Raw genomic sequence first — 24513 nt, forward strand, 5'->3', positions numbered from 1 at the left:
GGGCGATTGAGTTGTTCGCTGCAACCCCAAAAACACGAAAATTTAAATGTTGAATTGACCCTGATTTCCATATTTATCGCATAATTAAAGACGCTGGGGAATAAACCATTTATTCGAGATTCCCTTAAGTATATAGCTCGGAAACCTTAACAGTTTGTATACGTAACGACCACGGTCAGCCGCCCCCACTGGTTTTGCAACCAACTTTGTAAGAAGCAATTTGCTTAAATCTAGCCCCAAAAGCGGCAGGCTTGCGGGTCGGTCTGAGATGATTAATATTTGATTTCATTCACATATGTGACTTTCAAGCATTGGTGAATGATTGTATCTGTCAAGTGGAATGATTTCAATTATTGCTGCTATCCCTTTGAAGTATATAATTTTTTGTCTCATCTGGAATGATATCCTCGTAAAGATTATCAATTTCTTTTGGTCTTGTTATTAATTCATCAGCAATTAAATTTAATATTTTAAATAATGTTGATGCTATCTCACTATTGTCATCTAGGTCAATTTGCCCTGGGTGCACTGCATTATTCCCAACCACTCTAACTAGATCAAGAGCCTTTTGTATTTTAGGAGTTAAACCTTCAGTAACTAATTCCTTAATGTCATTGTTTATATTTTTGCCATCTTTCCCTATTTGCTTTAAAAGTTTTTGTAATGCTAATCTCAGTAGTGCTGTTGAGCCTTTGGGTGAATCCTGAAATATAATGGAAGCTTCATTGTATATTGATTTAATCTCGTCACTCAAGTCTTCATTTGGAGGGGAAATGGGTGAATTTAGAGGGTAGACAATTTTAGAGTCGACCCACAGTGAAAACTCCTTACATGACTGATATGTTGCCACCGAAAAATTTGCTGGTAAAAATGTATTAATATCTCTTGGAAATTGACTTTTGGCAACATTCAAAAATTTTACAATTTGTTTTTGGGAATAATCTTGAATGTTTACTCTGTAATCAAGATATATGTGGTGATAAATACCTGAAATAATAGAGCTGAGCTGATGATTAGTAAACCAGCTTTGTTGTGCAATCACATGACAGTGAGGGCATTTAAATTTTTTTTCTTTATATTTAGGGGTGTCACTCAAAGCGGGTACTCCTTTATGTGGTTAATGATTCTGCTCGCACATAACGTGGAGCTCAGTGGTTTGCTGATTAATAGCAACGTTCTAGTATGACACCAGAAAATTAAAAATCCTAAAATTCAAAAAAACGCAAACTCCGCAAATCCACTGGAGCGTTTCGTTAGTTATTTTTTTTTGGTTCTGACCAGATACCACCACCAAAACCTTTTAAGCCTCTTACTTTTAATGGTATTTTCTCTTTGTAACTTTTAGCACGAAGGTCTTTGTATGTAATTTCAATCGGTAACCAAGAGTCGTACTTTATACCTTCTCTTTTTGGATAAATACCTTCAAAACTTCCAAAGGATGTAACTATAGAGGTATTATTTTTCAATAAAGCTAATTCACTATCTTCTTTAAAACAGTTAAATATTCCATTCTTAGTAACTTCATCTATTTTCTCTTCGAAAATTTTCTCAATATCATTACTCCTGGCATTTAACCTAACATTTACAGCAGGCCGATTTCCTGTGTTTGATAAAACTAAATTGAATGTAGCACTATTGACACCCATAGAATGTTCTTCGATATATGCAACTACAATTGGACGGTTGCTTTGATGCCAAGACCTTATGGCAAACACAAATGATGAAATTGAAATTAGAAGCGCAGTTGCACTTATTCCATATTGAGAAACAACCGATATATCCATATTTTTCAATAGGTTGAATGCTTCACTTTGTAAATGTTACTGGGGATCACTCACGCATCGCATGAATTCTTTTCCTGTTGTCGTGAGATACCATTCTTTTTCTATTTCTTGTATCAGTCCTAGTTTTTCCAGGTGGACATGATTGAAAGTCCTTTTTTCGTTTAGCAAGCCTAAGGTCCAAGTTGACCCAAAAGCTTTTAAAACTCTAATCGGTACAGAGACTGATTCATTTTCTGATATTTTAAGCAAGAGTAAAGCATCTTGAGAGGTGATTTTGGATAAGATTTTGGCTATTTCTGGATGTACGCTGCCTTCTGAGATCTCTTTGGCCAACAAATTCGCCCAAAGAGATCTTATTGTATCATCAGTTTGTTGATCTGTATTTTCAAGCGCTTCATAGACGACAACTGGTTTAATTGAATGCCCTTTGTAAATTTTTGACTTCGAAACTTTTTCTTTTGTTTCTTCGAGGCATTTAGCAGCAATTATCTTTTGTGCGTCTTGCAACCTTTCAAATCTAATCTGGATTAACCTCCCAATTCCTTCTGTCGTTGCAGTAATCGGGAAAATAATTTTTTCAAAACTTTCACATGCTGTTTTGGTTAATTGAGACCAAGATTCTTTTGGCACAGATTTAACTATGTCGTTAATTTCAACCATTTTCGTAAATATTCTTTTTTTCAAGTAGCTATCAAGTTAACAGGATATCAAAAACGGGGTCAGATTTGTTTGTAATAGTCAACATCTTTCCACTAAATGTGGACACTGCCACATTAGGTAGCCCCTTCTTGAAGTTTGTACATGAACGGCCTGTAACGACTGCTAGCATTTAACTTTTTATAGATATGCGTCGCAATGGACAACAAACGACTAAAAGCACATTGTGGCACACTATCTTATCTTATTATTTCAGCAAGTTAAACTTCTACTGCTGCCGTGGCTAAGTAGCAAGTAAATTCCTAAATAGCATAAGAATACTTTGTATAGTGACTAATGCTTATTCGCATTTAATTCGAAAAATTTACAAAATCGAAAAGTTTGCCATTTTCAGTTAAAAATCGCGATCAGCCGTTATTTCATCCAAGCCCGATAAAAGGTATACGCCTATAATAGATAAAGCATCTTCGCTCAATCTACGCTGTTGCAACAACAGAAAATTGTTCCAGGTTTAATTCCACTCGATTGGATGTTATCGTTGAAAACCTCATTTATTCAACAACATGAGGTGCACAATGTGGAACGAACCCAGCAAACCACGCCTGGCCAGTATACCCCGCCTTTACGAAACCGAATCAATCCCAACCAAAGACAAACTCATCTATTTGCATTTCTTCCTATATGCATGCGACTGGTATATTGCCGAATATGACGGTGAGGATTTGTTCTATGGTTATGCCATTTTGAACGGTGACATGGAGAATGCTGAATGGGGCTATATTTCTTTCAGTGAGCTGAAATCCATCAACGTTAACGGCATCGAAATCGACTGTGAGCTTGAAGAATTTTGGCAACCGGTACCTGCTTCAGGAATACCGAAAATAAAAATTTATGAGGATTTGCCATGAAACCTACATGCAAGCTCATTGGAGAAAACGGGAATGTCTTCAACCTTATAGCTATAGTCAGAAAAACGCTGAAACGTGAAGGCCTGAGACATGAATTGTCAGAATTTGACTCTGATTTCGAGCAGTTGAAGGAAAATGGTGGGGACTATAACGATGTGTTGGCTTTGATAATGGAGTATGTGAATGTAGAGTAACTCTGCACCCATCTTAGAAGCAAGAATATTGTATTTTTCGAGAAATTTGTAACTAACATAATATCATGAAATCACATAATATATTTGTATACGGAACGCTTAAGCGTGGTTATAGCAACCACAGGTTTCTTGCTGACAGTAAATTCCTCGGAACTGGTAAGACAAGAGAGAAGTACGCCATGTATGTCAGCGGCATTCCTTTTGTGATCGTCAGTGAACCAGTATCACAAATCCATGGAGAACTATACGAAGTCGACGACCAAACCCTTTACAAGCTGGATCAACTCGAAGGACATCCACATTGGTACCAACGTGAACAGGTTGAAATTTGCCTGGATAATAATTTCAGCCAGTCCAGTACAGTTACGGCATGGATTTATTTCAATGAGGACAACAGTGGCACCTTGGTACCGACTGGCTGTTTTTCTCTGAAACCTTTTTGAGCACTGTACCAAAAATTCATAGCAGCAGAAGTGCAACGTTATCAGGTCTCTTTTCTAAAGGGGCAGTCAATTAAGTATTATTCATGGTTCGCATTTTTTTGGCGAGCCAATTTTTATTGTAGGAATTTTCTGCAAACAGAATTGACTGCTACGCTTCCAAGGTGAAAACGTGGCCTGTGAACTTTTTTGCTGAAACGAACGAATATTTTTGCCGAGTGGGAGCAAGCCAAGGTATCCTGCATACCAGTTTATTAATATCAGGTGAATACATAGAATTGAGCTGTCAGCTGAGGCGGTTACCTTCCCCATACCCTATACTCTAAAGTCAGTGTATCTGGCTTTTTTAAACCTCAAGAATTTATCTCTAACCTATCCTTTCACCCCCTCCTTAATGCTCATCTTCAGCATATTTTTTAAAGGGAGAAACCGCTGGGTTCGCTGAGCTGAAATACATGTCTATCCTGTGTCATAATTCTATTGAAAAAAAGTCGGGGTGTAGGTTTCTAAGTAGTACCTTCAGGATACCGTAATAACCATGAAATATGGTATTTTCGGTTTGTTGTATGTGTTTGCTCCCACCCAAAATTTTAAATCCCGTCACAATATAACTCAACCTTTTGAAATTACGTAATAAAGGTTGATTGTCTCAGTTAATCATAATAAATTTAGCTAGTTGAGCAGGTAAGTCAACTTGTTGTAAGTGGCTCAACTGTACCTTTCTACTTCATCATTCAAAACCAAAATACTGAACACAATAAAAATCACGAAATTTGTGACAGTGCATTCCTGCGCCAAAATTTCAAAGGGGGTAAAAATCATGTGTGAGCTTCTTGCCTTAAATTTCAACAAGCCGATCCAGCCCAAATTTAGCTTCCCATCCCTTTTATTGGGCTGTGACTGGAATCCGGATGGATGGGGGATTGGTTATCATCCTGACGGCAAGGGAGCTGTCGTATTCAAAGAGCCAGTGCCTGGCAATGAAAGTGAGTTGGCTGCATTTCTTCAACATTCTCATCTTCTGAAATCCGAAACTTTCATCCTTCATATCCGACGCGCCAGCCGTGGAATGGTGTCCTATGAAAATACTCACCCATTTTTTCGCCACTATTGCGGAACAGAGATGATTTTTGCGCACAACGGGACTTTGGTAACCCGCACTCCCTTGAACATCAATTATCAAGTAATCGGGAACACCGACTCCGAACAAGCATTCTGTACGCTTCTTGGCGAAATGGAAAAGAAAGACATCATTCCTAGAAGAAGAGGTGGGCTACAGTATTTCTCAGATGAAAACTTAGAGAAAATTTATGAGATACTTTTTGATATCAACCGTCACGGTGCTTTCAACTGCATTTTTTCGGACGGTTTTAACCTTTTTGCCTACAGGGATAAAAAAGGCGCACGGGATCTACATTATGTGAAACGTGAGTACCCTTTCTCAAGCTGCCGTTTCCGTGACAGCGACATAGGGGTAGACCTTAATGTCCATAAAGGAAGTGATGAAAGCGGCTATATCATTGCTAGCAACCCGCTTTCCGATGAAGAGTGGGAAGAATTTAATCCAGGACAAATGATTGTATTTAGTCGTGGAAAACAAGTAGCAAGCATTCTGTCCGAGGTTGCATGATGAAAGGAGGCTCCCAAACTCAATATATAATAACTCCTTTTCTTTGGAGTTCGGTTTCGACGCCAGTCTACAACGTTCAGTAATAGGTTTTCAGCAATAGCAAAACAAACCCTCAAACTCCAAAGAAAACAACGACAGGAAAACCAAAATGACGAATACAGCACAAATCATCCAGTTTAGTCCAGCCACTAAAAATCAAAATCAGAAAAATGGGTCAAAAACGCAAACTGTTCATTTTTGCGAGACAGTAAAATATTTTACTAAGCTTGAAATCCAGGCTTTGAGACGAACCGTTCGTGAAAAAGGAGAGGTGGCATTGATTAGAGGCAACGTCACCGGAGTTCGAGAATGGCTAGCTGTCGACATTCTGACGACGACCGGTATTCGGGTCGCTGAGATCGCAGATTTAAGGTGCAGCGACCTTCAAGTAAAGAATGGCCAAAGTAGAATCTTCATTCGTTGCGGCAAGGGGCGGAAGAGTCGTTATGTCGAAATTCCTGTTACCACAAAGCAGCACATCAAACGATATCTGAAATGGAAGGTTAGCAGAGGCGAATGTGTTTCTCTTGATAGTCACGTTTTTCAGGGACAGAGAGGCCCGATGAAAGTCCAGGCATTCCAACTGATGGTCAAGAAGTACCTTAAACAACTAGGTTTGTATTCGAATTCCAAAAATATCCACTCCCTTCGACACTCCTACGCGGTTCAACTGTACCGACAATGTCGGGACATCAGGGTCGTTCAACGACAATTGGGTCATGAGAGTTCACGGACAACGGAAATCTACGCGGCGATACTTCCGGAAGATGTTCAAAAAGAAATCAAGTGCCTGTGGAGTAGCTAAAGAGTCATATATTGAGGAATTTCCAAATTATGATGTCCGAAAACTATAATGAAAAAAATACATTGAAGCTCGTGATGAACAGGTGCCTGAAATTGTTATCTCCCATCATCTAAAATGGTAGGGTTAAGTAAGACATCGTGGTCAACGGCTCCAAGACAGGAAATGTTTGGGTTTAGTTTCGGGAGAAACTTTTTACCAGTCGTAGAATTTACAAAAACCTCTTCATTAACGAGGTATCTGTTGCTGCCCATAGGATTAATCCACTCATATACACTTTCACCACACCTTGATTTCAGTTTACGGATGTTTGTAGCGGCTGTTTTGGTGTTTATACTGAAAATATCGTTAAGGAAATCTTTCTTATCTATGTTTTCTTTGAAAAAAGTTGCAGCAGTTAAATATATAATTTGGTTAGACTTTTCTTCTAAATCGATCCAGAAATAGCCATCACCATTCTTGTTTTTTGTTAAGTTGAAATTCCAACGGTTAAAACTGCGATCGTGAGAAATACAAAAGGCTACACAAGGTGGCTTTATCTCACCATTATTCATCCTGTACTCCATTTCCTCCAAGACCATCTCTCCGGGATAGGAAGTGGTTACCAGTCCTTCTGGTGAACCAAAAAGATGCCATTGGCCGAGCTTCCTTTGAAGATCGTAAAAAGGTCCTAACTCTTTTAGATTTTGGTGGTTGCTGATCAGGTGCTTCAGGCTCGCAATCGGCGCTATTTCTTCACCATAGCCTGTTTTGTGTCCCTTCCCTTCAAGCCCATCATAAGGGTAGCCAGTAAAGTATGTTGCAAGCTCCAACATATTAAACCACGAGCTCTGGATTGAAGTACCTGTTTGGTAATTATCATCTGACTCGTACTGCCTAATTTCTTCATTTAACTGTTCAAGAAGTGATTCGAAAACAGGTTTGATCATTTTTCCAGTTTTTCCAAGTCTATGCATTACCGCTACTCGATAGATACGTGGCAATAAACCTAGGCTCTTTGACTTTGTAGCATCGTTCAATAACTCATCAGCCCGTAACAAGTCATCCTCTGACTGTGGGTTCCTCATGAGCAGATGAGCTATACGGTACTTAATTATATGCGGCCAGGGAGGATTAGTAATGTTGTTCCTGGTTAATATATTGAGTGCAGATTCAAGTTTACCTAGGGCTTTCGCTGTTCCCCCTGAAAGCAATTTCCAGCTAGTGCCTTGAGTTAAAAGCTCGACTGCTTCATTTAAACAATTGTTCTTATCATTCATAACTCCCTAAATTCCTATCTAATTTTTTTCTCGCTTTGGCAACTATACCCCATTCAATGGCTATCTGGAATGGATTTCATTCCCAAAGTCACGGGTGAGTCACACTTCGTTAATTATAAACACGAACACACTAACGGGAATCATTAAAGCGTCAGAGAGGCTGTAGTTAAGCCTATATTTTGGACCATTGAAAAATTTAAAGGAGGATTACTAATGGAGCAACTGGAAGCAGAAAAGCAAAAATTGTATGAGGTTACCTTTAAGTACCGCAGGGTAAGGAGGTCGAAATACGAGAAATGGAAACAAAGGTATAAGTGGCGAACAGATGCTCATCTTGTCGTTTGCGAAAATGAGTACGAAATTAGTCACTTGCTAGAGCGTCATCTCGCTAAGACCTGCAAGGATAATGATAGACGAGAGGTTGATATTACAAATCTTTTTCTCATAAAAGAGCCAATTAAATCCACAATTAAAAGGAGGGAAGACAGTGAATCTATATCAGGTTGACTACTGTATTTACAGGTTTTTTCCACATGAGAGAACGTCAAAATTCAGTAAAAAAAGCAAGAGTGTGTCGATATTTAGACAAAAACGATTGGAGCCTGAAAAATCTGCGAGTGCCATCATTGTAGCAAAGGACAAGAAGGACGCGAGGCGCATTTTTTGGAAACAGCACACAAAGAACAAGTTTATTAGTCGCAAGAAAATCGAAGATCTTTATGACGTAAGTATCAAACCCAATAATGACAATAACAAGGAGAAATAACATGACAATCTTACCATTTAATTTGGCCCAAAAGGCAACTCTTCCTACTCTCAAGCAACAGGCAGAGTTGGAGTACCAACGGAAAGTTCTATGGGGAAGCAGGAGACAAAATTTATTATCGCCCAGTGAAAAAGAAAAACTCCTTTCACTCTTGCTTGAGGAGATAACAATCCTAGACCATGCAACCACTGAGAATTGCAGGAAAACAGGTGAAATTCTGGCATTTGTTAAACAACAATTACCGCATGGTGAATTTGGGAAGTGGGTAGCTGAAAATTGCCCTTTCTCTCATAGAGCGGCCTTAAATATGATGAAGCTTTATAAGGCAACACTGGACAATCCTGGATTGTCACAGTGTAAAAAGTCTGTGGTATACCTTATTGGGACGAAATCCTTTGATAAACACCTTCGCAAACAATTGGAAGTTGCAGCCGGAATCTACGACATTAAACATAAGGAAGTATTACAGCTGAAGCTCGCTCTCGATAACGGTACGGTTACCTCTGACAGCATTGAGCTGGATGCATTCTTTAAAAAACGTAAAGAGCTTGACGTTAAAGAACGGCTGGATGGTGAGAATAAGCGCCTCATAAACGCATTGAAAAAGCTCGAGGGAAGTTATCGTGATTTCATCAAGGGCTATAAAGAGGCAACAGGAGGAAAATGTGAGAACGAGTTTGTCTTACACAGTAAGCACACCGTCAAAGTTCTTGAGGACGCAATCAACTCTATCATAAAGGGATATCGTAAGGATAAACCTATTTCGCCAGAAGAAGAGAAGACACTACCTATTCATAGCGATTTTCAACCATCTGTGTCCATTAATGAACATGGACTCTATGTGATAGATATTCCAACTTATCCCCTTCTTCCATACTACCCGTTGGATGAGGTGGTTTAGGATATGGACAACTTTCAAGATTGAATCATTCAAGTAGCCATACCGCAGCAATTTGTACCCTGCGGTATGGCATGCACTTATCATTTTCATATAATTAATCATGAAACCGGAAAAGAAACAAGAATACATAGAACGGGTTTTAGCCAATGCAGCCACGGGCTATACAAAAATATCAGTCTATAATTGTCGATACAATTGCTTTAGGTTCAAGGAGCACATTCGGCCAACCATAGAAACTGTACCCATAATAGACCTGTTCTGCGACCAGCTTATCTTGCCTGCATACAGCGAGGGTAAGAAGCCGTCAAAGATAAGTCATAAGAAGCGACAATTTCAGATAATGGCAGCACACCTTGCTCTGGCATCAATACATAGACCGCTGAAGTTTTCGAGAAACAAGCAAGCTTTTACAAAGTACAAGATTCTTTCACACTTCATTGTGTTCGTGGTGGACTGGTTGCTCGAAACTGGGAGGATTGAGCAGCTTAAAGGCAAGAACTTTGAAACAAAAGGTAGTGGTTGGCTAACCTGCATATGCCCGACGGAGAAGTTTCAGAAAGAACTGTTGTCAAAGGTCATCGTTAAGGCCGACCCAGAATTAAAACCTAAAGGTAACTTGATAATACGGAAAGGAAAGCGAGTACCAGCAAAGGACAAAAATGATAAAAAGAAGCAACAATCATGGGGTTGGAAGAAAAAAAAGCCCCCAAAAAAGCCAATTAAGTACCGTGACAATAAAGAGACTAAGGCCCTGAAAGAGAGGCTTCGGAAGTTCAACAGTGTAAACAGCCAGTACAGAGTAGCAATTAGTGATGACAAAAGGGATATCCCTATAACCACCGATCTATACGTCGTTTTCAATGAAGAACTTTTCAAATATAACGGTCGGATGCATACCAGCTCATTCGGGTACTTAAATATACCCAGGGAAGATAGGCTCTGCCTTACAATCGCTGGAGAAAAGACGGTAGAACTGGACTACTCAGCATTACATCCACGGTTACTCTACGTACTCCGTGGAAAACAATATGATGATGATCCTTATGAAGCAGTTGCCTCAGGTAAGGTGGCCCGTAAGGTAATGAAAAAAATACTACTTGCTTCAATCAATGCCAAAAAGCTTCAAAGTGCTGTAAGTGCGGTTAGTACTCAACTGGATGATGATAAGGACCTAAAATCGGCATTCACTGACGCAGGTTATACCGTTGGTAGTCTTGCTGCCGAGTTCATAAAAGTACATGCTCCTATTGGCAAGTACTTCTTCTCAAAAGAAGGACTCCGTCTGATGAGGCTGGACAGCCAGATCGCCTATGGTGTGGTCGAGCATTTTACTGACCAAGGTAAGCCCTGCCTACCTGTCCATGACTCCTTTGTTGTTCGGCAACGTGATGAGGATGAGTTGAGAGAAGTAATGCAGTCCCAGTATGGAAGAGTTACTAAAAAGTACTCGCCGGACAACCGGATATACACCTGTAAAATTGATAAAAAATGAAAAACGAATTCTCCAAAAAAACTACACTTTAAGTGTATGATTTAGCAGAAAAAGTTTGGGTAGTTATGGAAGGAAGGGAGTTGAAGTATAAGGGGGGGATTATAGTCAGTAGAGTGGAGGTGTGTTGGATGTGGTGTAGTGTTGAAATTGGTGGAATTGGTTGATTGGATGAATTTGGGTGTTGTTACATTATTGATGTTGTGGGTGTGTTTTTTTTTCTCTATTTTTTTTAATACAAAAAAAAACAGTACATTATGTACTATTTGGTATCACAGTAACCTATCAAGTACATGATACAGCACTCCTGTTTTTTGTTAACTGTTTTTTTTTTTCACTATTAAAAATCCGTAAACCTTTTCGCTTTTGTACATTTTACCGATTTGAGTACCGGGAATACGGAGACTGGTTAAAAAAAACGAAAAATATTCGTTCTTCGCAGATTTTACCATTTTGTACGTCCGAAATATCCGGATCATGTAACTCTTCAACCTAGAACAACGGCAGAGGATTAACGAGATTAACGTCTGCCGTTATGTTCAGGCTGTGTGTATACAGTTCATCGTTCCGGGTGAAATTCACTGCAAATATTTAGCTCCTCTTTTCTATAAGCTCATCTATGGCAATAATTCTGGCCAATCATACTGTTTAATGTCCTTTAATATTCTATTCCACTCAGCCAACCGAACAAGATCATCTTGAGGTCTTTCAGGAACATTGGGGGCACTACCCCAAAAACTTCTACCAGGCTCATCTCCATCTTTGTATATAACTACTGCTGATAACGCTGGTGCATTAATTTCAGCTAAGATATTGTTGATGACACCAAGGGTGTTGTCCCAGCTACCATGCGGTTCAAGCCATTTACCAGTTTGTTGTTGATACTCGACTGACAAATCAGTGTATGAGTGTGGTTCGTTGTCAATGCCCCATTTTCTCAAAATAGAGTATACTTCTTCAATGGATGGTGCCATGGCTAACCTTTTGACATTAGATGATTTGATTGCAGGGAAAAACTATTGCGCAACGAAAAATTCACTAAATACAATACAACCATATAAATTTACTGTAAAATTAAAAATCTGTAAATCGGTATAATTCGTCACTTCTACGTACTCCTTGTCACCGCCACCCATTCGCACTCCCAGAACAGACTCTGGCTTCTCATGCTATTGGTGCATTCTTTTGCACCTCTCCAACCAGAAATGCCGCTGTTTACTATCAGCAGTTCGATGCCCATCATCAAGGTATGGGCCAGTGCATCTTGTAGGTCACGGATACAGTAGCATAAGAAAAAAGTATTTTTTTCACTTTTGCACATTTTGCCGATTTAGACAGCCACGTGAGCCTTTAAACAAACGGATACCTGCTTGAGGAGTTAGCAGATTGAGCGAGAAGCCTTTCCTTGTCGCAGGTGTATACACTTTATCATCCCCAGCCCGAAATAGCGACAGAGGCCGGATATCATTTTTTGATATTCGGATTGATTTGAGCCCGGTGATAGACCAGCCAAACTGATCAGAAAATTTTCGTTTTTGTATAATTTTACCGATTTGGACGGCAACATTGTCCTGAAACCAGCAGATACATGCTTGAGGATCGCGTAGATTAAGCGAGACTGCTTGTCTCATTGCCGATGTACACCGTTCAACGTTTAGCGTGGATTGCACTGCCAATACATAACTCCTCTTTTTGGGAAACGGCAAATTGGAGCTATGGAAATGCCAGCTCAGTATTCGGTATTTTCTTATCCGCGACAAAGATTGCTGCAGGTTTTCATTTTTTTTGAAAAAGATAAAACAGCTTGAAAGTCTTGCCACGCAATGAATTTTTAGAAAATCAACCATTTATGCTACTTTGTGTCCCTTGACAGTCATCTTGGTTATCGGTAGACATTTTCATAATATAAAAAAAGCCAAACTTGTCGCGAGGCAAGGACGGAATACCACGGGTCTTTTTAAGATAGCCGAGTTGCCTATATTTCAGGTGATTCGGCTTTTTTTATTTCATGCCGCTGAAAAAAATATGCAGAAAACAATAATATTCAGGGTGTTAGGGGTTAGAGAAGGAGGAGGGTATGTTTAAAAAGATCGGTTTGTCTATTTTGATACTTTTGGTGGCATTGGTGAGCGTTTCGCTTGGTGTAGAAGTCACTTGCTTTGAAGAAAGTTTCACGAGAGGAGATGGGCAACCAGTAACAGAGTACCGCACTTTCCCTGGTGTAGAAGGTCAGGCGCTTCTGAGAATATATAATGGCACCGAAGACGGTTCTGTCGAAAAGGTGAGCAGCTCAACAATATCAGTGAATGGTATCGATGTCGCTACCCCTGATAATTTCAATCAAAATGTTGACTATGTTGAGATTGAAGTTGAATTGGTAGAAGGTGACAATGAGTTAACTGTTCAATTAAGGGCTAAGCCAGGTGGAGCAATAAACGTAAAAATTGTTCAGGAGGTTGACGCTGAAGCTGCTGGATATATAGGTCCTGAAGGAGGGATGATTGAGGTAGAAGATCTAAGTAGTAGTTTGTTCGGCATAAAGCTTTTAGTGCAGAAAGAAGCTATAACTGAAATGGTTCTATTTAGCCTCGGAGAAAAAAAATCAACTAATGATAACCTGCCTTCCTTAAACAATTCGATATTAACCTTTGAGTTAAGACCAGGTATAGAAAAATTCAACAAACCTGTTGTGCTTGCAATACCATATAATGATAGTGATAATGACGGCTATATTGACGGGACTGAAATTTCAGAATCTGATATAAACGTTTTTATAACAGATCAACATTCAACTAATTGGAATTATCTTTATAAATCAGATCATGATTATGAAAAAAATATCATAACAGTTATGTGTGATCATTTTAGTGATATTGCACTAGCAGAAAACATTAACTTATCAGATTTAATGTCAGAGCCGTGTGGTGTTCCAAAAAATCTTGACGCTTTGTTTGCAGAAGGAGTAGACATTTCTTGTTCTAACATGTTGGACATGTCACTCTATTATTATATTCACAGGCCATACTTACAAAATGAAATAGATTTAAGGACCGCACGAATTGAAAAAGCTCTAACCAATAATGAGGTTCAAAGACTCACTATTAACAGCTTAATGGTTGCGGCATCAATGCATAGTTTTCTGGGATCACAAACGGTTAATAGCCAATTGATAAGCTTAATTGATTTACAGTTAGAAACAAATTTTTACCTTTTAGATTTATTTCAAGAAGACAATGTTTTAAAAGATATTTCTGATGTATGGGTTGAAATAGCGATAGCAACAATAATGTCTGCAGCTACAAGCAGTCCAGCTCCAATTATAGGTGAAATTTCTTCAACATTTACCACTACTCTGATAGATGCATTTACATTCGGAGAAACAGTTTATTTAAAAAGACAGTTGGTTGAACTTGCTATTGCAAGAGACTACTTATTACTATATTTTTCCCACGGAAAAGACTTGTCCTCAATGGCTTTAAGTTTGGGCCTATACGGAGATTACTCAATATACGACTTGATAGATAAAGTAGGAGATTACCTCACATTTGACTATTTCAATTTTTTAAATTATGACTTTACCTTTGACGATTACAATAAGTATAAAATTGAAGATTTAGTGAATAATGGAATTGGATATGTTGAAAGATTAAGATCTTATTATGATACAGATGGCGATGGTTATCATAATATTATTGACCAAGATAATCCCCCAACAGAGCCAAGTGCTCCCATGCTAATTTCACCCTATAACAATGCAACTTTAGATACAACTATTGCCAATTCATTCAGCTGGGAAGACGAATTAAATGATGACAGCACAGAATACTGTATAGTGATTTTTTCCTACCCTTACGATGAAAATGAGACTTATGATACATGTGACCGAAACAGGGATGAATACAACTTGTTTCCGAAACATACAAGTATTGTAGTTGGCGAAAACGAATTAACTCCTGGCAAATATTTCACATGGGCAATTTACGCTGTAAATGATGTGGGTGCTAGCAGTTCTGACTGGTGGTACTTCACAACACTTGAAGAGACATCCACTTGTACCGACAGCGACTATGACGACTTTTATTTAGAAGCTGGATGCGGCACAGAAATCGACTGCAACGATGAAGATCCTGAGATGTCACCAGGCTTGGATGAAGTTTGTAATGATGGAAAGGATAATGACTGTGATGGGCAAATTGATGAAGGGTGTAGCAATATTGAAGTCTTTTTTCCGGACCAAAATCTTGAAACTTTAATTAGGGAAAATGTCAATAACCTCACTGATCCCATAACGCTTAAAGATCTTGATCGGTTACCAGAATATCTTTCAGGAAGAAACAGAGGCATTACCGATTTATCAGGAATAGAATATTGCACCAACATCAGAACGTTAAACTTGCCTCAGAATAATATTTCTGACTTAACCCCCATTTCTGAATTAAAAAATCTGTTTATAATTAATTTCTCAGAAAATAAAATAGTAGATATAAATGCCATATCTGAGCTAACAAATCTAGGTAGCATCAATTTTTCTGAAAATCAAATATCTGATATAAAATCAATTGAAAACCTGATTAACTTACAAAGCATTGATGTTAGTAAAAATAAAATTTACAAAATTCCTCTACTAAACAACTTCAACTCTTTGAGCTATCTAAATATAGAAGAAAATTTAATTGAGGATATAACACCAATATCAAATTTAAATAAATTATACACACTCCATATGTCAAAGAATGACATATCTGATATCAATGCTGTAGAAAATTTAACAAACTTACAGAAACTTTCCGCAGACGGAAATAATATTAACGATCTACAATCTTTGTCAGATTTAGTTAAACTGCAGTTTTTATCATTAAGTGACAATGTTGTAAGTGATTTATCATCATTGTCACACTTAACAGACATACAATCTTTGTCTTTAAATTATAACAATATAAGCGACATTACTCCAATCAGCTCTCTTCATAACATTTTAAGCTTATCCTTACACTCAAATACAATCAGTGATACCAGTGCGTTATCTGGACTAACGAGCCTCGTTAGTCTCTATATAGGGGCCAATAATATATATGACATATCGTCGATTTCAAAATTAACAGATTTGAAATCTCTTGGAATTGACAACAATCATATTGATGATATTAGTAGCTTATACTCGATTGTATCAATTGAATACCTCACACTGTCAAGCAATGAAATTACCGACATTGAAATACTAGAAAGGCTCGTAAATTTAAAAATTTTAACTCTAGATAACAACAAGATAGAAGACATAAGCCCTCTAGTTTATAACACCGGCCTTGACTCTGAAGATTATATATACTTGAGGTATAATCCCCTGAATTACGATTCTCAAAATACTTATATCCCACAATTGATTGATCGAAACGTTAATGTGATTTACTAGTCTCGAGGCGTCACGGGGGTATCAACTCGTTACGGCACCAGTAACGAGCTTTTCACATATCTTAATGTTGCCGGGATAGGATTTGCTTAAGGAGAGAGTGTCGATTTTCAATCGGGAGCATCCGATGTTCATGGAATTACTTGACAACCCGGAGCCTCTTTTCCCGTAAAACTCGTTTGTCTTTGGCGTTTCTCTCGTGGTCATCAAAAAATGTATCAAACTTAGAGTTGTATTTGGCGCACCGCAGTTTCAGAATATTGTTGGCGTAGTCAACCTTAGACCAAGCACCAGATCTTTTGAGACGAATATTACTGATAAACTTATTGTAACTTTCAATTGCACCGCTACCAAGAGGGTAGCAACATTTCCTTTATCTGCTCTACAATAAAAAAAGGGTCTTTGTCATAGTTGCGGAGGGGTGAAGCTCCACCGACACCCCCCTTTAAAAATGAATAAAAAGACAGCTCTTCATTTAAAGCATTACTGCTTGAAACTATAATACCCCATACTACTATTCGGCATACTTTTCACACAGAACTGTCATTTCCAACGCGTCGGCACCTGTATTTGCGTGCAGCCATCCACGAAAATATTTTTACTTTCGCAAATTTTCCAAAATCAGTTACCACCAACAACAGGCACGCTGAACACCATCCCTGGAAACCAGCTCAAGAACAACGAGAATCGAGCGATAACGCTTTCTTTACACAGTCTGTATACAGTTCATCGTTCAAGGAACATTTAACGGCAGAATTCAAATCCCACGATGATGGACTTTAGTTTTTTTGAACTTGGTTTTGATTGGATTTACTATGCGATTAACAAGGGGAGAGTGTTGCCGAGTTTTCAGTTGCCGAGGAGTGGCGACAGGACCTTACGTATATCGCAAGAATAAACAGGAAGAGTCAAGTATCTCTCTTTCCCGTCACAGGTTAACCTTATCAGGATACACCTTAACTGCCGATTTGAATTGGGCAGAAGGAATTTAATGGAAAGGCCCAGGCGCAATAGTTCGAACAAAAATTTTATTAAACGGTGGAAACGCGCCTGTGTCAATTTAGCAATTGAGGATGTCGACCTCTGCGGCAGTACCGTCACAGTTCAACAATAAAGCTAAGAAAATACTATTCACCCGGGCAGGTAAGACGTTCTACAATGAATTCGACGAACAAGGCTTTTGAGCGATATTTTCAAGTATCGAGAGACTAATTACAGGCTATATACAAGCAGACAAATTGTAATACACGTGCGATACGAAATCAGTCGCTCATCAAAGAGACAAGCGGCTGATTTCACTGCAAGAGTTGAAAGCCATCGCGACATGTTTCCTATGTTTGTGCTATAAACTAGCCACTAGCTTTATTTATGTTTCTTCTTTTTGCTCCTCGAACCAGAGTAGCTAACAGTAAAATCGCTTTTAACAATAAGATAAACAAAAACGAAAAGCATTAAACCAGTGATACCGTGTTCTTCCAGAATTCTAATTACAATGGTTGGATCCATGATTGCCTCCTCAAAAATTTTCATTTTTTTGCGGCAACCACGAGCCCATATTGCTCAACAACTTAGGGATTGGCTTTGCTCGTTACTCGTTTCCAAGCAACTCGCCCTTTCGCGTTAATATACTGTCTTTGTATAAAGCATAAGACGTGCCAGTTATCTTTCTTTAAAAAAACATTTAATATCAAGCGCTTACTATTTTCAACAGTTCAACTTGATAACGTAAACGTAATTGCAGTTCCCTATCTTCACTTCAGCATTCAGAATGCTCTATTACATAGATTTTCGAGACCACCATCCTGTCTTCCACATAGAAATATCAACGGCATTGTCAGCCTAACCCTTTCACCATAGAAGGCTAATGCATAGCCGATAAAAAAGTAAATTTTTCGTTTTCGCAAAATTTGCAGATTTGAAACCCACTGACTCTGTATCAGCTATCCTGACACTGCCAATGATAGGCTTGAGGATCGCGTAGATTAAGCGAGACTGCTTGTCTCATTGCCGATGTACACCGTTCAACGTTTAGCGTGGATTGCACTGCCAATACATAACTCCTCTTTTTGGGAAACGGCAAATTGGAGCTATGGAAATGCCAGCTCAGTATTCGGTGTCCTCTTATTCGCGACAAATAATGTTGCGACTTTTCATTTTTCTGAAATAGCTAAAACAACTTGAAAGCACTGCCACACAATACTTTTTCAACAAAATCAGCCGCCTGTACCACGCTGTGGCTCTTGACGGCCAGAAGGCTTACCGGTAGACATTTTTAAAAATATAAAAAAAGCTAAACTTGTCGCGAGGCAAGGACGGAAAACTGCGGGTCTTTTTTGAGATAGCCGAGTTGCCTATATTTCAGGTGATTCGGCTTTTTTTATTTCATGCCGCTGAAAAAAATATGCAGAAAACAATAATATTCAGGGTGTTAGAGGCTAACGAAAGGGGAAAGTATGTTTAAAAAGATCGGTTTGGCTATTTTGATACTATTGGTAGGGCTAGTGAGTGTTACGCTTGGCGTAGAAGTCACTTGTCTGGAGGACAGTTTCACTAGGGGTGAAGGGCAACCAGTTACAGAGTATCAAACTTTTCCTGGAATAGAAGGTCCAGCCGTTCTTAGGATATACAATGGTGCTGAGGACGATTCTGTCGAAAAGGTGAGCAGTACCGTCATATCGGTGAATGGGGGCAATGTCGCTACTCCAGATAATTTTAACCAAAATGTGGACTATGTTGAGGTTCCTATTGAGTTGATTGAGGGCGAAAATAGTCTTTCAGTTCAGTTGAAGAGCAAGCCAGGAGGAATGATCCGATTGAGTGTTGTTCAAGAAGTAGAGGCTGAAGCGGCCGCCTTAGTTGGGCCAGGGGGAGGCACAATAAAAACTGATAGTGGAATTATTATCGATATTCCATCAGGAAGCCTAACTAAACCAGAAATAATCAGAGTAAATCTTTTTCCTGAACAGGAATATGACAAATTGATAAACTTGCAAAGCAATAATCAAGTGCTCGCTTTTGCAGACTTTTTACCCGATGGAACCTTTTTTAACACCCCAATAAAGGTAACATTTCCATTAAACACTTTCGTAGCTCCTGTCTCAGTCCTTCCTGTTTTAAATGTTAATTGGCAATCTGGAGCTGTTGAAGATCTTTTATGGGAATGTACGGTAGATGAAACAGGCTATATTTGTTCAGGAGAAATAGATCATTTTTCAGGAAAAATTGTTAGCTCACCCAATTTTGTTGGAAAAGAATGGAAGCTTGAAAATGATTGGGCTTGGTATGCATTGGAAGAAGATGGTGGTTACAGGCTGCCAAATAGTACCAGAAAATATTTTGATTCTGCAAGTGTTGCATATGAAGCTCTTAAATATGATGATGGTGGTTGGAAACCAGTCAATCACCAACCGTATTCGGATAAGAGTGTTAGGCTATACAGCTCAGGAACGGAAGAAATTATTAGTCAATTAGGAGCAAGTCAAGAAATAGAGCCAGTTTTGTTTATTCATGGATTTCAAAGAGGTAATAAATTTGGTGGAGGGTATAAATATTGGGGAGATTTTCACAGGTTAATAGCTGATATTAAGATTAACGGTGAGTTAAAATTTATCCCATTTGATTTTCAGTGGAAGTGTAATTCTCGTTTTCAAGATGTTGCAGAAGACCTTTATAATGCAATAGAAAAAATATACTCAGTAACTGGGAACAGAAAAGTACATATTGTTGCACATTCATTCGGCGGTCTTGTTGCAAGAACAATGCTTCAAGGAATATTCCCTGATAATGCTTCACTTGATGCTTCTCCATATGTGGCTTCACTAACAACCTTAGGGACTCCCCATTCTGGTATCTTTGATAAAAAAGAAGATGTGTTTTTTGAAGATACTGGTGATCAGTTAATAATGCCAGTAGGACAAAATCATGAGTTTTTATCAGTATTTGGTTTGCCTGATTTCAGCAACAATGATATCTCAGTTCACCAAGCAGGTGAATCAACTTTGCATGATAGCTTAGTTGACTTAAACTTTCTTGGTGTTGAAACAGAAAAAGGTGAAATAATAAAAAAACTTTCCAGATTAGATTTATACCCACTTCCAGAAAATATACCGATTCAGGTAGCAATAGGTTTGATTTCTGATAAAGGTGAAACAAAATATAAAAATAATTTTACCACTCCTTTTGGTGATTACTTAATATCATATGAAGGGCAACGTTTTCACCCTGATCTAACTGTATATCAGGACAATTTAGAGTTGCTTTCTGGGCAAAATGCTTTCTTTAGTAATAGCAATTGGGCAGTTGGTGACCTCTATCTAGGATCAATTGTAACGGAAACAGTCCTTGGGCATTCAGGTTATTTTAACCCAGAGCCAGAGCAAAATACAATAGCAGCAGATGTTCTTGGATATGTGCACTCAAAAGGTAGTGATCCATTTAAATCGATAGCGTCACCTAGTGAAAATTCTGTTTTTATCGTTACAAATGATACTATAAATAATTATATTAGTTGCACTGGTAATTATAACGACAATGATCCTATATGTCAGTATCAGCCTTACTGTCCTTCATCTGACTCATGCACACACGACAGCTTTAAAACGGTAAAAGACTGGCTGCTTAAATATAGCAATAATAACAGGGCAATACCTTTCATAAAGCTTTCTGTCGGACTTGTTGATAGCACAGATGATAGCATCGGTATTTTTGCATCGAATGATTCTTTTAAAGTAACAGACATTCACGGGGATGAAATTCCTGGTACCTACTATGATGGCTTTTATCTCAATATCCCATTTTCACCATTTTCTTGGTTTAATATTGATATTTCAATAGAAGGTTATGAAACATACACGCACTATCAACCAACGGGAGAATTTGTAAACACTCCATATATATCAGTTAATACAATTTATCTTACTCCTCTAGGTCCTCAAGGGCAAGACTGTATCAAACAAATAAGTGCAGGATATTACCATACCGTTGGGCTTAGGGAGAGTGGTACTGCTGTTGCTGTAGGAAACAATACTAAAGGCGAGCTTGATGTAGGTGAGTGGAGAGACATAGTTGATATCTCCGCGGGACGGCTTTTTACGATAGGGTTAAAGTCAGATGGCACTGTGGTTTCTATAGGGTATGATGGCGGATATGGTCAGCTTGACGTTGATGAATGGACTGATATCATTGATGTGTCGGCGGGATACCGCCATACCGTAGGATTAAAGTCAGATGGTACTGTTGTAGCAGTAGGGAGCGCGGGTGATGTTAGCAATGTAAATTTTAACCATCTTGACGTCGGGGATTGGACGGATATCATCGCTGTTTCTGCAGGGGGGCACACTACTATAGGCCTAAAAGCAGATGGTACAGTGGTAGCTGCAGGAGATGATTTTTATAATGGAACCGGTGTTGAGCATTTTTCAGATATAGTTGCTATCTCAGCGGGTCATGATCATACCGTAGGGTTAAAGGCAGATGGTACTGTTGTAGCAGTAGGGAGCAATTATTATGGTCAGCTCGATAATATAGATGAATGGACTGATATTATATCCATATCGGCAGGACTAACCCAGACAGTAGGGCTAAAGAAGGATGGTACTGTTGTTTACGCGGGAGACGGAATTGACAACCTAAATTTTGCGATCGCAGGGTGGGCAGAACTGGTTGCTGTATCTGCTGGCTCTCAACATGTTGCTGGCCTGAGATCGGATGGTATCGTGGTGGCTGCAGGATTTAACGACTACGGACAATGTGATGTTGATGTTTGGAATCAAGCAGTAGGAATTCCTACTGTAACTTCTCTAACAGGACAAGTCTGGATGGATCGTAATCTAGGTGCTTCCAGAGTCGCTACAAGCCCAACTGACACTGATGCATATGGTGACTTATACCAATGGGGTAGGCTAGCTGATGGGCATGAAAAACGTACGAGTTCGCTAACTCCTGAGGTAACACTTAGTTCGACAGATGATCCGGGACACGCTGATTTCATTATTGCCCCTGATTCACCTAATGATTGGAGAATACCTCAGAATGACAATCTGTGGCAGGGTGTCTCAGGCATCAACAATCCTTGCCCACCAGGGTTTAGATTGCCAAATGAAGCAGAATGGAATGCTGAGCAATTATCATGGAGCATTAAAAATTCAGCAGGTGCGTTCGCATCACCGTTGAAGCTTGTTGTGGCGGGTTCCCGCAACCCCTCTGGTGTGATCACCAACGAAAGCAACTACGGCTTCTACTGGTCCAGTACGGTGTATGGCAGCAAGGTATCCACCTTATCCTTCAACAGCAGCGGGCCCACCTACATGGGCATTAACAACCGTGCGAACGGTGTTAGTGTCCGCTGCATAAAGGATTAACCAACCTTGACAATTTTTCACTTTGCCACAGTATCCCGTAGGGTACTGTGGTTGACCTTTTTTGCTATGAATACCGGTGAGGTAATCTGAACTGACGGTCAGCTTACTGAACTCCTGAGTAGAGATTGCCAGTTTGAATGTATCACTTTGTTCAATGAGCCAAGATTTTAGATTGTGACTGTTCAGGTAACGAATAGGTTATGGCTAGCTACCATGGTTTTAACCCATCATTTTACCTTTCACTAAGTTACACTGTTTTTCATACTCCAGCCTTATTGCAAACCACTACCAGAAGGGTAGGAGGCATCCACGAAATAATTTCACCTTCGCAATTTTTCCAAATTAACTTGCCATCAGCAACAAGCAGCTTGAACACCATTTGCTGACAACCAGCTCAAGAACAACGAGAATCGAGCGATAACGCTTTCTTTACACAGTCTGTATACAGTTCATCGTTCAAGGAACATTTAACGGCAGAACTCAAATCCCATGATGATGGACTTTAGTTTTTGTGAACTTGGTTTTGATTGGATTTACTATGCGATTAACAAGGGGAGACTGTTGCCGAGTTTGCAGTTGCTGAGGAGTGGTGTGACAGGGCATCACGAATACTGCGATAATAACTTAACAGGAATAGTATTAACCAGGGAGTGGAATAAAATTGAGCCCTTCGATGTGGCAAGGTTAACGACCTGCATCACCTGCGGCCCACCAAAACTTGCCGCGTAAGCGCCGCCGCGCTTCTTGTCGTCTGGTGAATGCCTTGGTTCGGCTAAATTTGTTTTTTGTCAATGGTTAACCCTGTGGGGGCCATTTAATTTGCCCAGGAATCTCCGTTATATTTGTATACATTTCGCCTCCTACGCGCAGATCAAATGAGGGGATAAACAATTGATTTGAACAAATTCCTAAGCTAAACATCTCCCCTTGTTTTTTAACAAGTGCCGGGACAGCAAAAGATGCAATATGGCCCACAACAAGTGGATCTCTGTGTTTCCATGCGGCCTCTTTTATTTTACTTTTCAACAATTGATGAAGCGTGCTTTGCCCGGCCTTATAAAGCGAATCAGGGTCGTTTGTTACAATGTAGCAATCATCATTCATGTTATCCCAAACTATTCTATCAATAGAAAAAGCTATAAAACCTGGGATTCCACATTTTTTGATTTGTTTTTTTGCTTTTGAAAACCTTGTTTGTATTTTGCTTTCACTGCTGATTCGTTTTGCTGCAACTGAATAGATTGTACCTTTATATTCAAATTTGAAGTCGGGCTCCGCTATTTCAACAAAAAAACCTGATAAGTCAAAAATTGCTGCCAAGTATAACTCAAATTGAAAATCTCTTGCTTGAGTTAAATTGTCTTCTGACGGCTTTCTCGTTCCGCCAAATATCTTTTGAATTTCCTTTCTATTTTCCTTTCGTATTTTTTGTGATTTAACTATTGCATTGAGTTCCGCGAAATCTCTAAAACCATCAGCGAGTAGAGGCTTGTCAAATGAATTAAATTCTACCTGAGAACGACATTTAATGAAGTTAGATAACTCTTTGAGAAATAGAGGAAAACGACTTGAGTCCGATATCCGGTAACCATCACTTTTTAGTTCCTCGATAACCCCTATTGAATCCGATATAAATAGATCCAGGTCACGATCAAGTGGACGATAATGGTAAAATGGTTCTGACATTTTCACTTGTGAGTTCAAGGAGAGGAGGGAAAACCACCCTGACCGAATAGTAAGAATATTGCTGTAACACAGATTATGAAATGCGATCGTATTACTACCTTTATCCCAACGTTAATTTCCTTTTCGTTATGAATGTTGTGTTTCTCTTTCATACATTCCTCCTTTGGGGGCCAACTGTCAGAAGCCAATTGA

Annotated in this window: 17 protein-coding genes, 1 pseudogene and 2 riboswitches; of the genes and pseudogenes, 10 read left to right on the forward strand and 8 right to left on the reverse strand. The window is 39.1% G+C overall.

Going from position 1 to position 24513, the window contains the following annotated elements:
- Positions 1–346: 346 nt before the first annotated feature.
- The 3 genes from JWH17_RS20000 to JWH17_RS20010 form a co-directional block, all read right to left on the reverse strand.
- Positions 347–1096: a DUF4145 domain-containing protein gene (locus tag JWH17_RS20000; RefSeq protein WP_205224463.1), complete on the reverse strand. Its 750-nt coding sequence runs from the start codon at positions 1094–1096 to the stop codon at positions 347–349.
- Positions 1097–1253: 157 nt separating this feature from the next.
- Positions 1254–1784 (reverse strand): DUF8453 domain-containing protein, encoded by a 531-nt coding sequence (locus JWH17_RS20005; protein WP_499776916.1) that lies wholly within the window; start codon positions 1782–1784, stop codon positions 1254–1256.
- Between the two features lie 36 nt (positions 1785–1820).
- Positions 1821–2468, reverse strand: coding sequence for an Abi-alpha family protein (locus JWH17_RS20010; protein ID WP_205224465.1), 648 nt, complete (start codon positions 2466–2468; stop codon positions 1821–1823).
- A 548-nt stretch (positions 2469–3016) separates the two neighbouring features.
- Between JWH17_RS20010 and JWH17_RS20015 the strand changes: the two genes are divergently transcribed.
- The 5 genes from JWH17_RS20015 (at position 3017) to JWH17_RS20035 (ending at position 6457) form a co-directional block, all read left to right on the forward strand.
- Positions 3017–3349, forward strand: a complete 333-nt coding sequence (locus JWH17_RS20015; protein ID WP_205224466.1) for a DUF2958 domain-containing protein — start codon at positions 3017–3019, stop codon at positions 3347–3349.
- Positions 3346–3543, forward strand: coding sequence for a hypothetical protein (locus JWH17_RS20020; protein ID WP_205224467.1), 198 nt, complete (start codon positions 3346–3348; stop codon positions 3541–3543). The genes JWH17_RS20015 and JWH17_RS20020 overlap by 4 nt, the downstream gene beginning before the upstream one ends.
- A 65-nt stretch (positions 3544–3608) precedes the next feature.
- A complete protein-coding gene (locus JWH17_RS20025; protein ID WP_205224468.1) occupies positions 3609–3986 on the forward strand; it encodes a gamma-glutamylcyclotransferase family protein in 378 nt (125 codons plus the stop codon).
- Between the two features lie 817 nt (positions 3987–4803).
- A complete protein-coding gene (locus tag JWH17_RS20030; protein WP_205224469.1) occupies positions 4804–5613 on the forward strand; it encodes a class II glutamine amidotransferase in 810 nt (269 codons plus the stop codon).
- A 148-nt stretch (positions 5614–5761) separates the two neighbouring features.
- Entirely contained in the window at positions 5762–6457 is a 696-nt protein-coding gene (locus JWH17_RS20035; RefSeq protein ID WP_205224470.1) for a tyrosine-type recombinase/integrase, read from the forward strand.
- 95 nt (positions 6458–6552) lie between these two features.
- Here the strand turns inward: JWH17_RS20035 and JWH17_RS20040 are convergent, their stop codons facing one another.
- Positions 6553–7713 (reverse strand): hypothetical protein, encoded by a 1161-nt coding sequence (locus JWH17_RS20040; RefSeq protein WP_205224471.1) that lies wholly within the window; start codon positions 7711–7713, stop codon positions 6553–6555.
- Between the two features lie 213 nt (positions 7714–7926).
- Between JWH17_RS20040 and JWH17_RS20045 the strand changes: the two genes are divergently transcribed.
- The 3 genes from JWH17_RS20045 to JWH17_RS20055 all read left to right on the forward strand — a co-directional run bounded on the left by JWH17_RS20045 (position 7927) and on the right by JWH17_RS20055 (position 10872).
- On the forward strand, positions 7927–8220 hold the full coding sequence (locus tag JWH17_RS20045; protein ID WP_205224472.1) for a hypothetical protein: 294 nt from the start codon (positions 7927–7929) through the stop codon (positions 8218–8220).
- A gap of 260 nt (positions 8221–8480) precedes the next feature.
- Complete coding sequence (locus JWH17_RS20050; RefSeq protein WP_205224473.1) at positions 8481–9380, forward strand: DUF3102 domain-containing protein; 900 nt, start codon at positions 8481–8483, stop codon at positions 9378–9380.
- A 100-nt stretch (positions 9381–9480) separates the two neighbouring features.
- A complete protein-coding gene (locus tag JWH17_RS20055) occupies positions 9481–10872 on the forward strand; it encodes a hypothetical protein (protein ID WP_205224474.1) in 1392 nt (463 codons plus the stop codon).
- A gap of 614 nt (positions 10873–11486) precedes the next feature.
- Here the strand turns inward: JWH17_RS20055 and JWH17_RS20060 are convergent.
- Positions 11487–11843, reverse strand: a complete 357-nt coding sequence (locus tag JWH17_RS20060) for a hypothetical protein (RefSeq protein ID WP_205224475.1) — start codon at positions 11841–11843, stop codon at positions 11487–11489.
- Positions 11844–12773: 930 nt separating this feature from the next.
- Positions 12774–12848, forward strand: a riboswitch (cyclic di-GMP riboswitch).
- A 98-nt stretch (positions 12849–12946) separates the two neighbouring features.
- Between JWH17_RS20060 and JWH17_RS20065 the strand changes: the two genes are divergently transcribed.
- Positions 12947–16279: a leucine-rich repeat domain-containing protein gene (locus tag JWH17_RS20065; RefSeq protein ID WP_205224476.1), complete on the forward strand. Its 3333-nt coding sequence runs from the start codon at positions 12947–12949 to the stop codon at positions 16277–16279.
- Positions 16280–16415: 136 nt separating this feature from the next.
- Here the strand turns inward: JWH17_RS20065 and JWH17_RS23940 are convergent.
- Positions 16416–16637, reverse strand: a pseudogene (locus JWH17_RS23940) (ISKra4-like element ISDau4 family transposase); the annotation flags it as partial.
- Between the two features lie 1001 nt (positions 16638–17638).
- Entirely contained in the window at positions 17639–17782 is a 144-nt protein-coding gene (locus tag JWH17_RS20070; RefSeq protein ID WP_205224477.1) for a hypothetical protein, read from the reverse strand.
- Positions 17783–18555: 773 nt separating this feature from the next.
- Positions 18556–18631, forward strand: a riboswitch (cyclic di-GMP riboswitch).
- Between the two features lie 98 nt (positions 18632–18729).
- Here JWH17_RS20070 and JWH17_RS20075 point away from each other — a divergent pair.
- Positions 18730–22635, forward strand: a complete 3906-nt coding sequence (locus JWH17_RS20075) for a PGAP1-like alpha/beta domain-containing protein (protein WP_205224478.1) — start codon at positions 18730–18732, stop codon at positions 22633–22635.
- A 795-nt stretch (positions 22636–23430) separates the two neighbouring features.
- Here the strand turns inward: JWH17_RS20075 and JWH17_RS20080 are convergent.
- On the reverse strand, positions 23431–24321 hold the full coding sequence (locus tag JWH17_RS20080; protein ID WP_205224479.1) for a hypothetical protein: 891 nt from the start codon (positions 24319–24321) through the stop codon (positions 23431–23433).
- Positions 24322–24513 lie beyond the last annotated feature (192 nt).

It is taken from the genome of Desulfogranum marinum (genome assembly GCF_016918565.1).
Taxonomy (GTDB): Bacteria; Desulfobacterota; Desulfobulbia; order Desulfobulbales; family Desulfobulbaceae; genus Desulfogranum; species Desulfogranum marinum.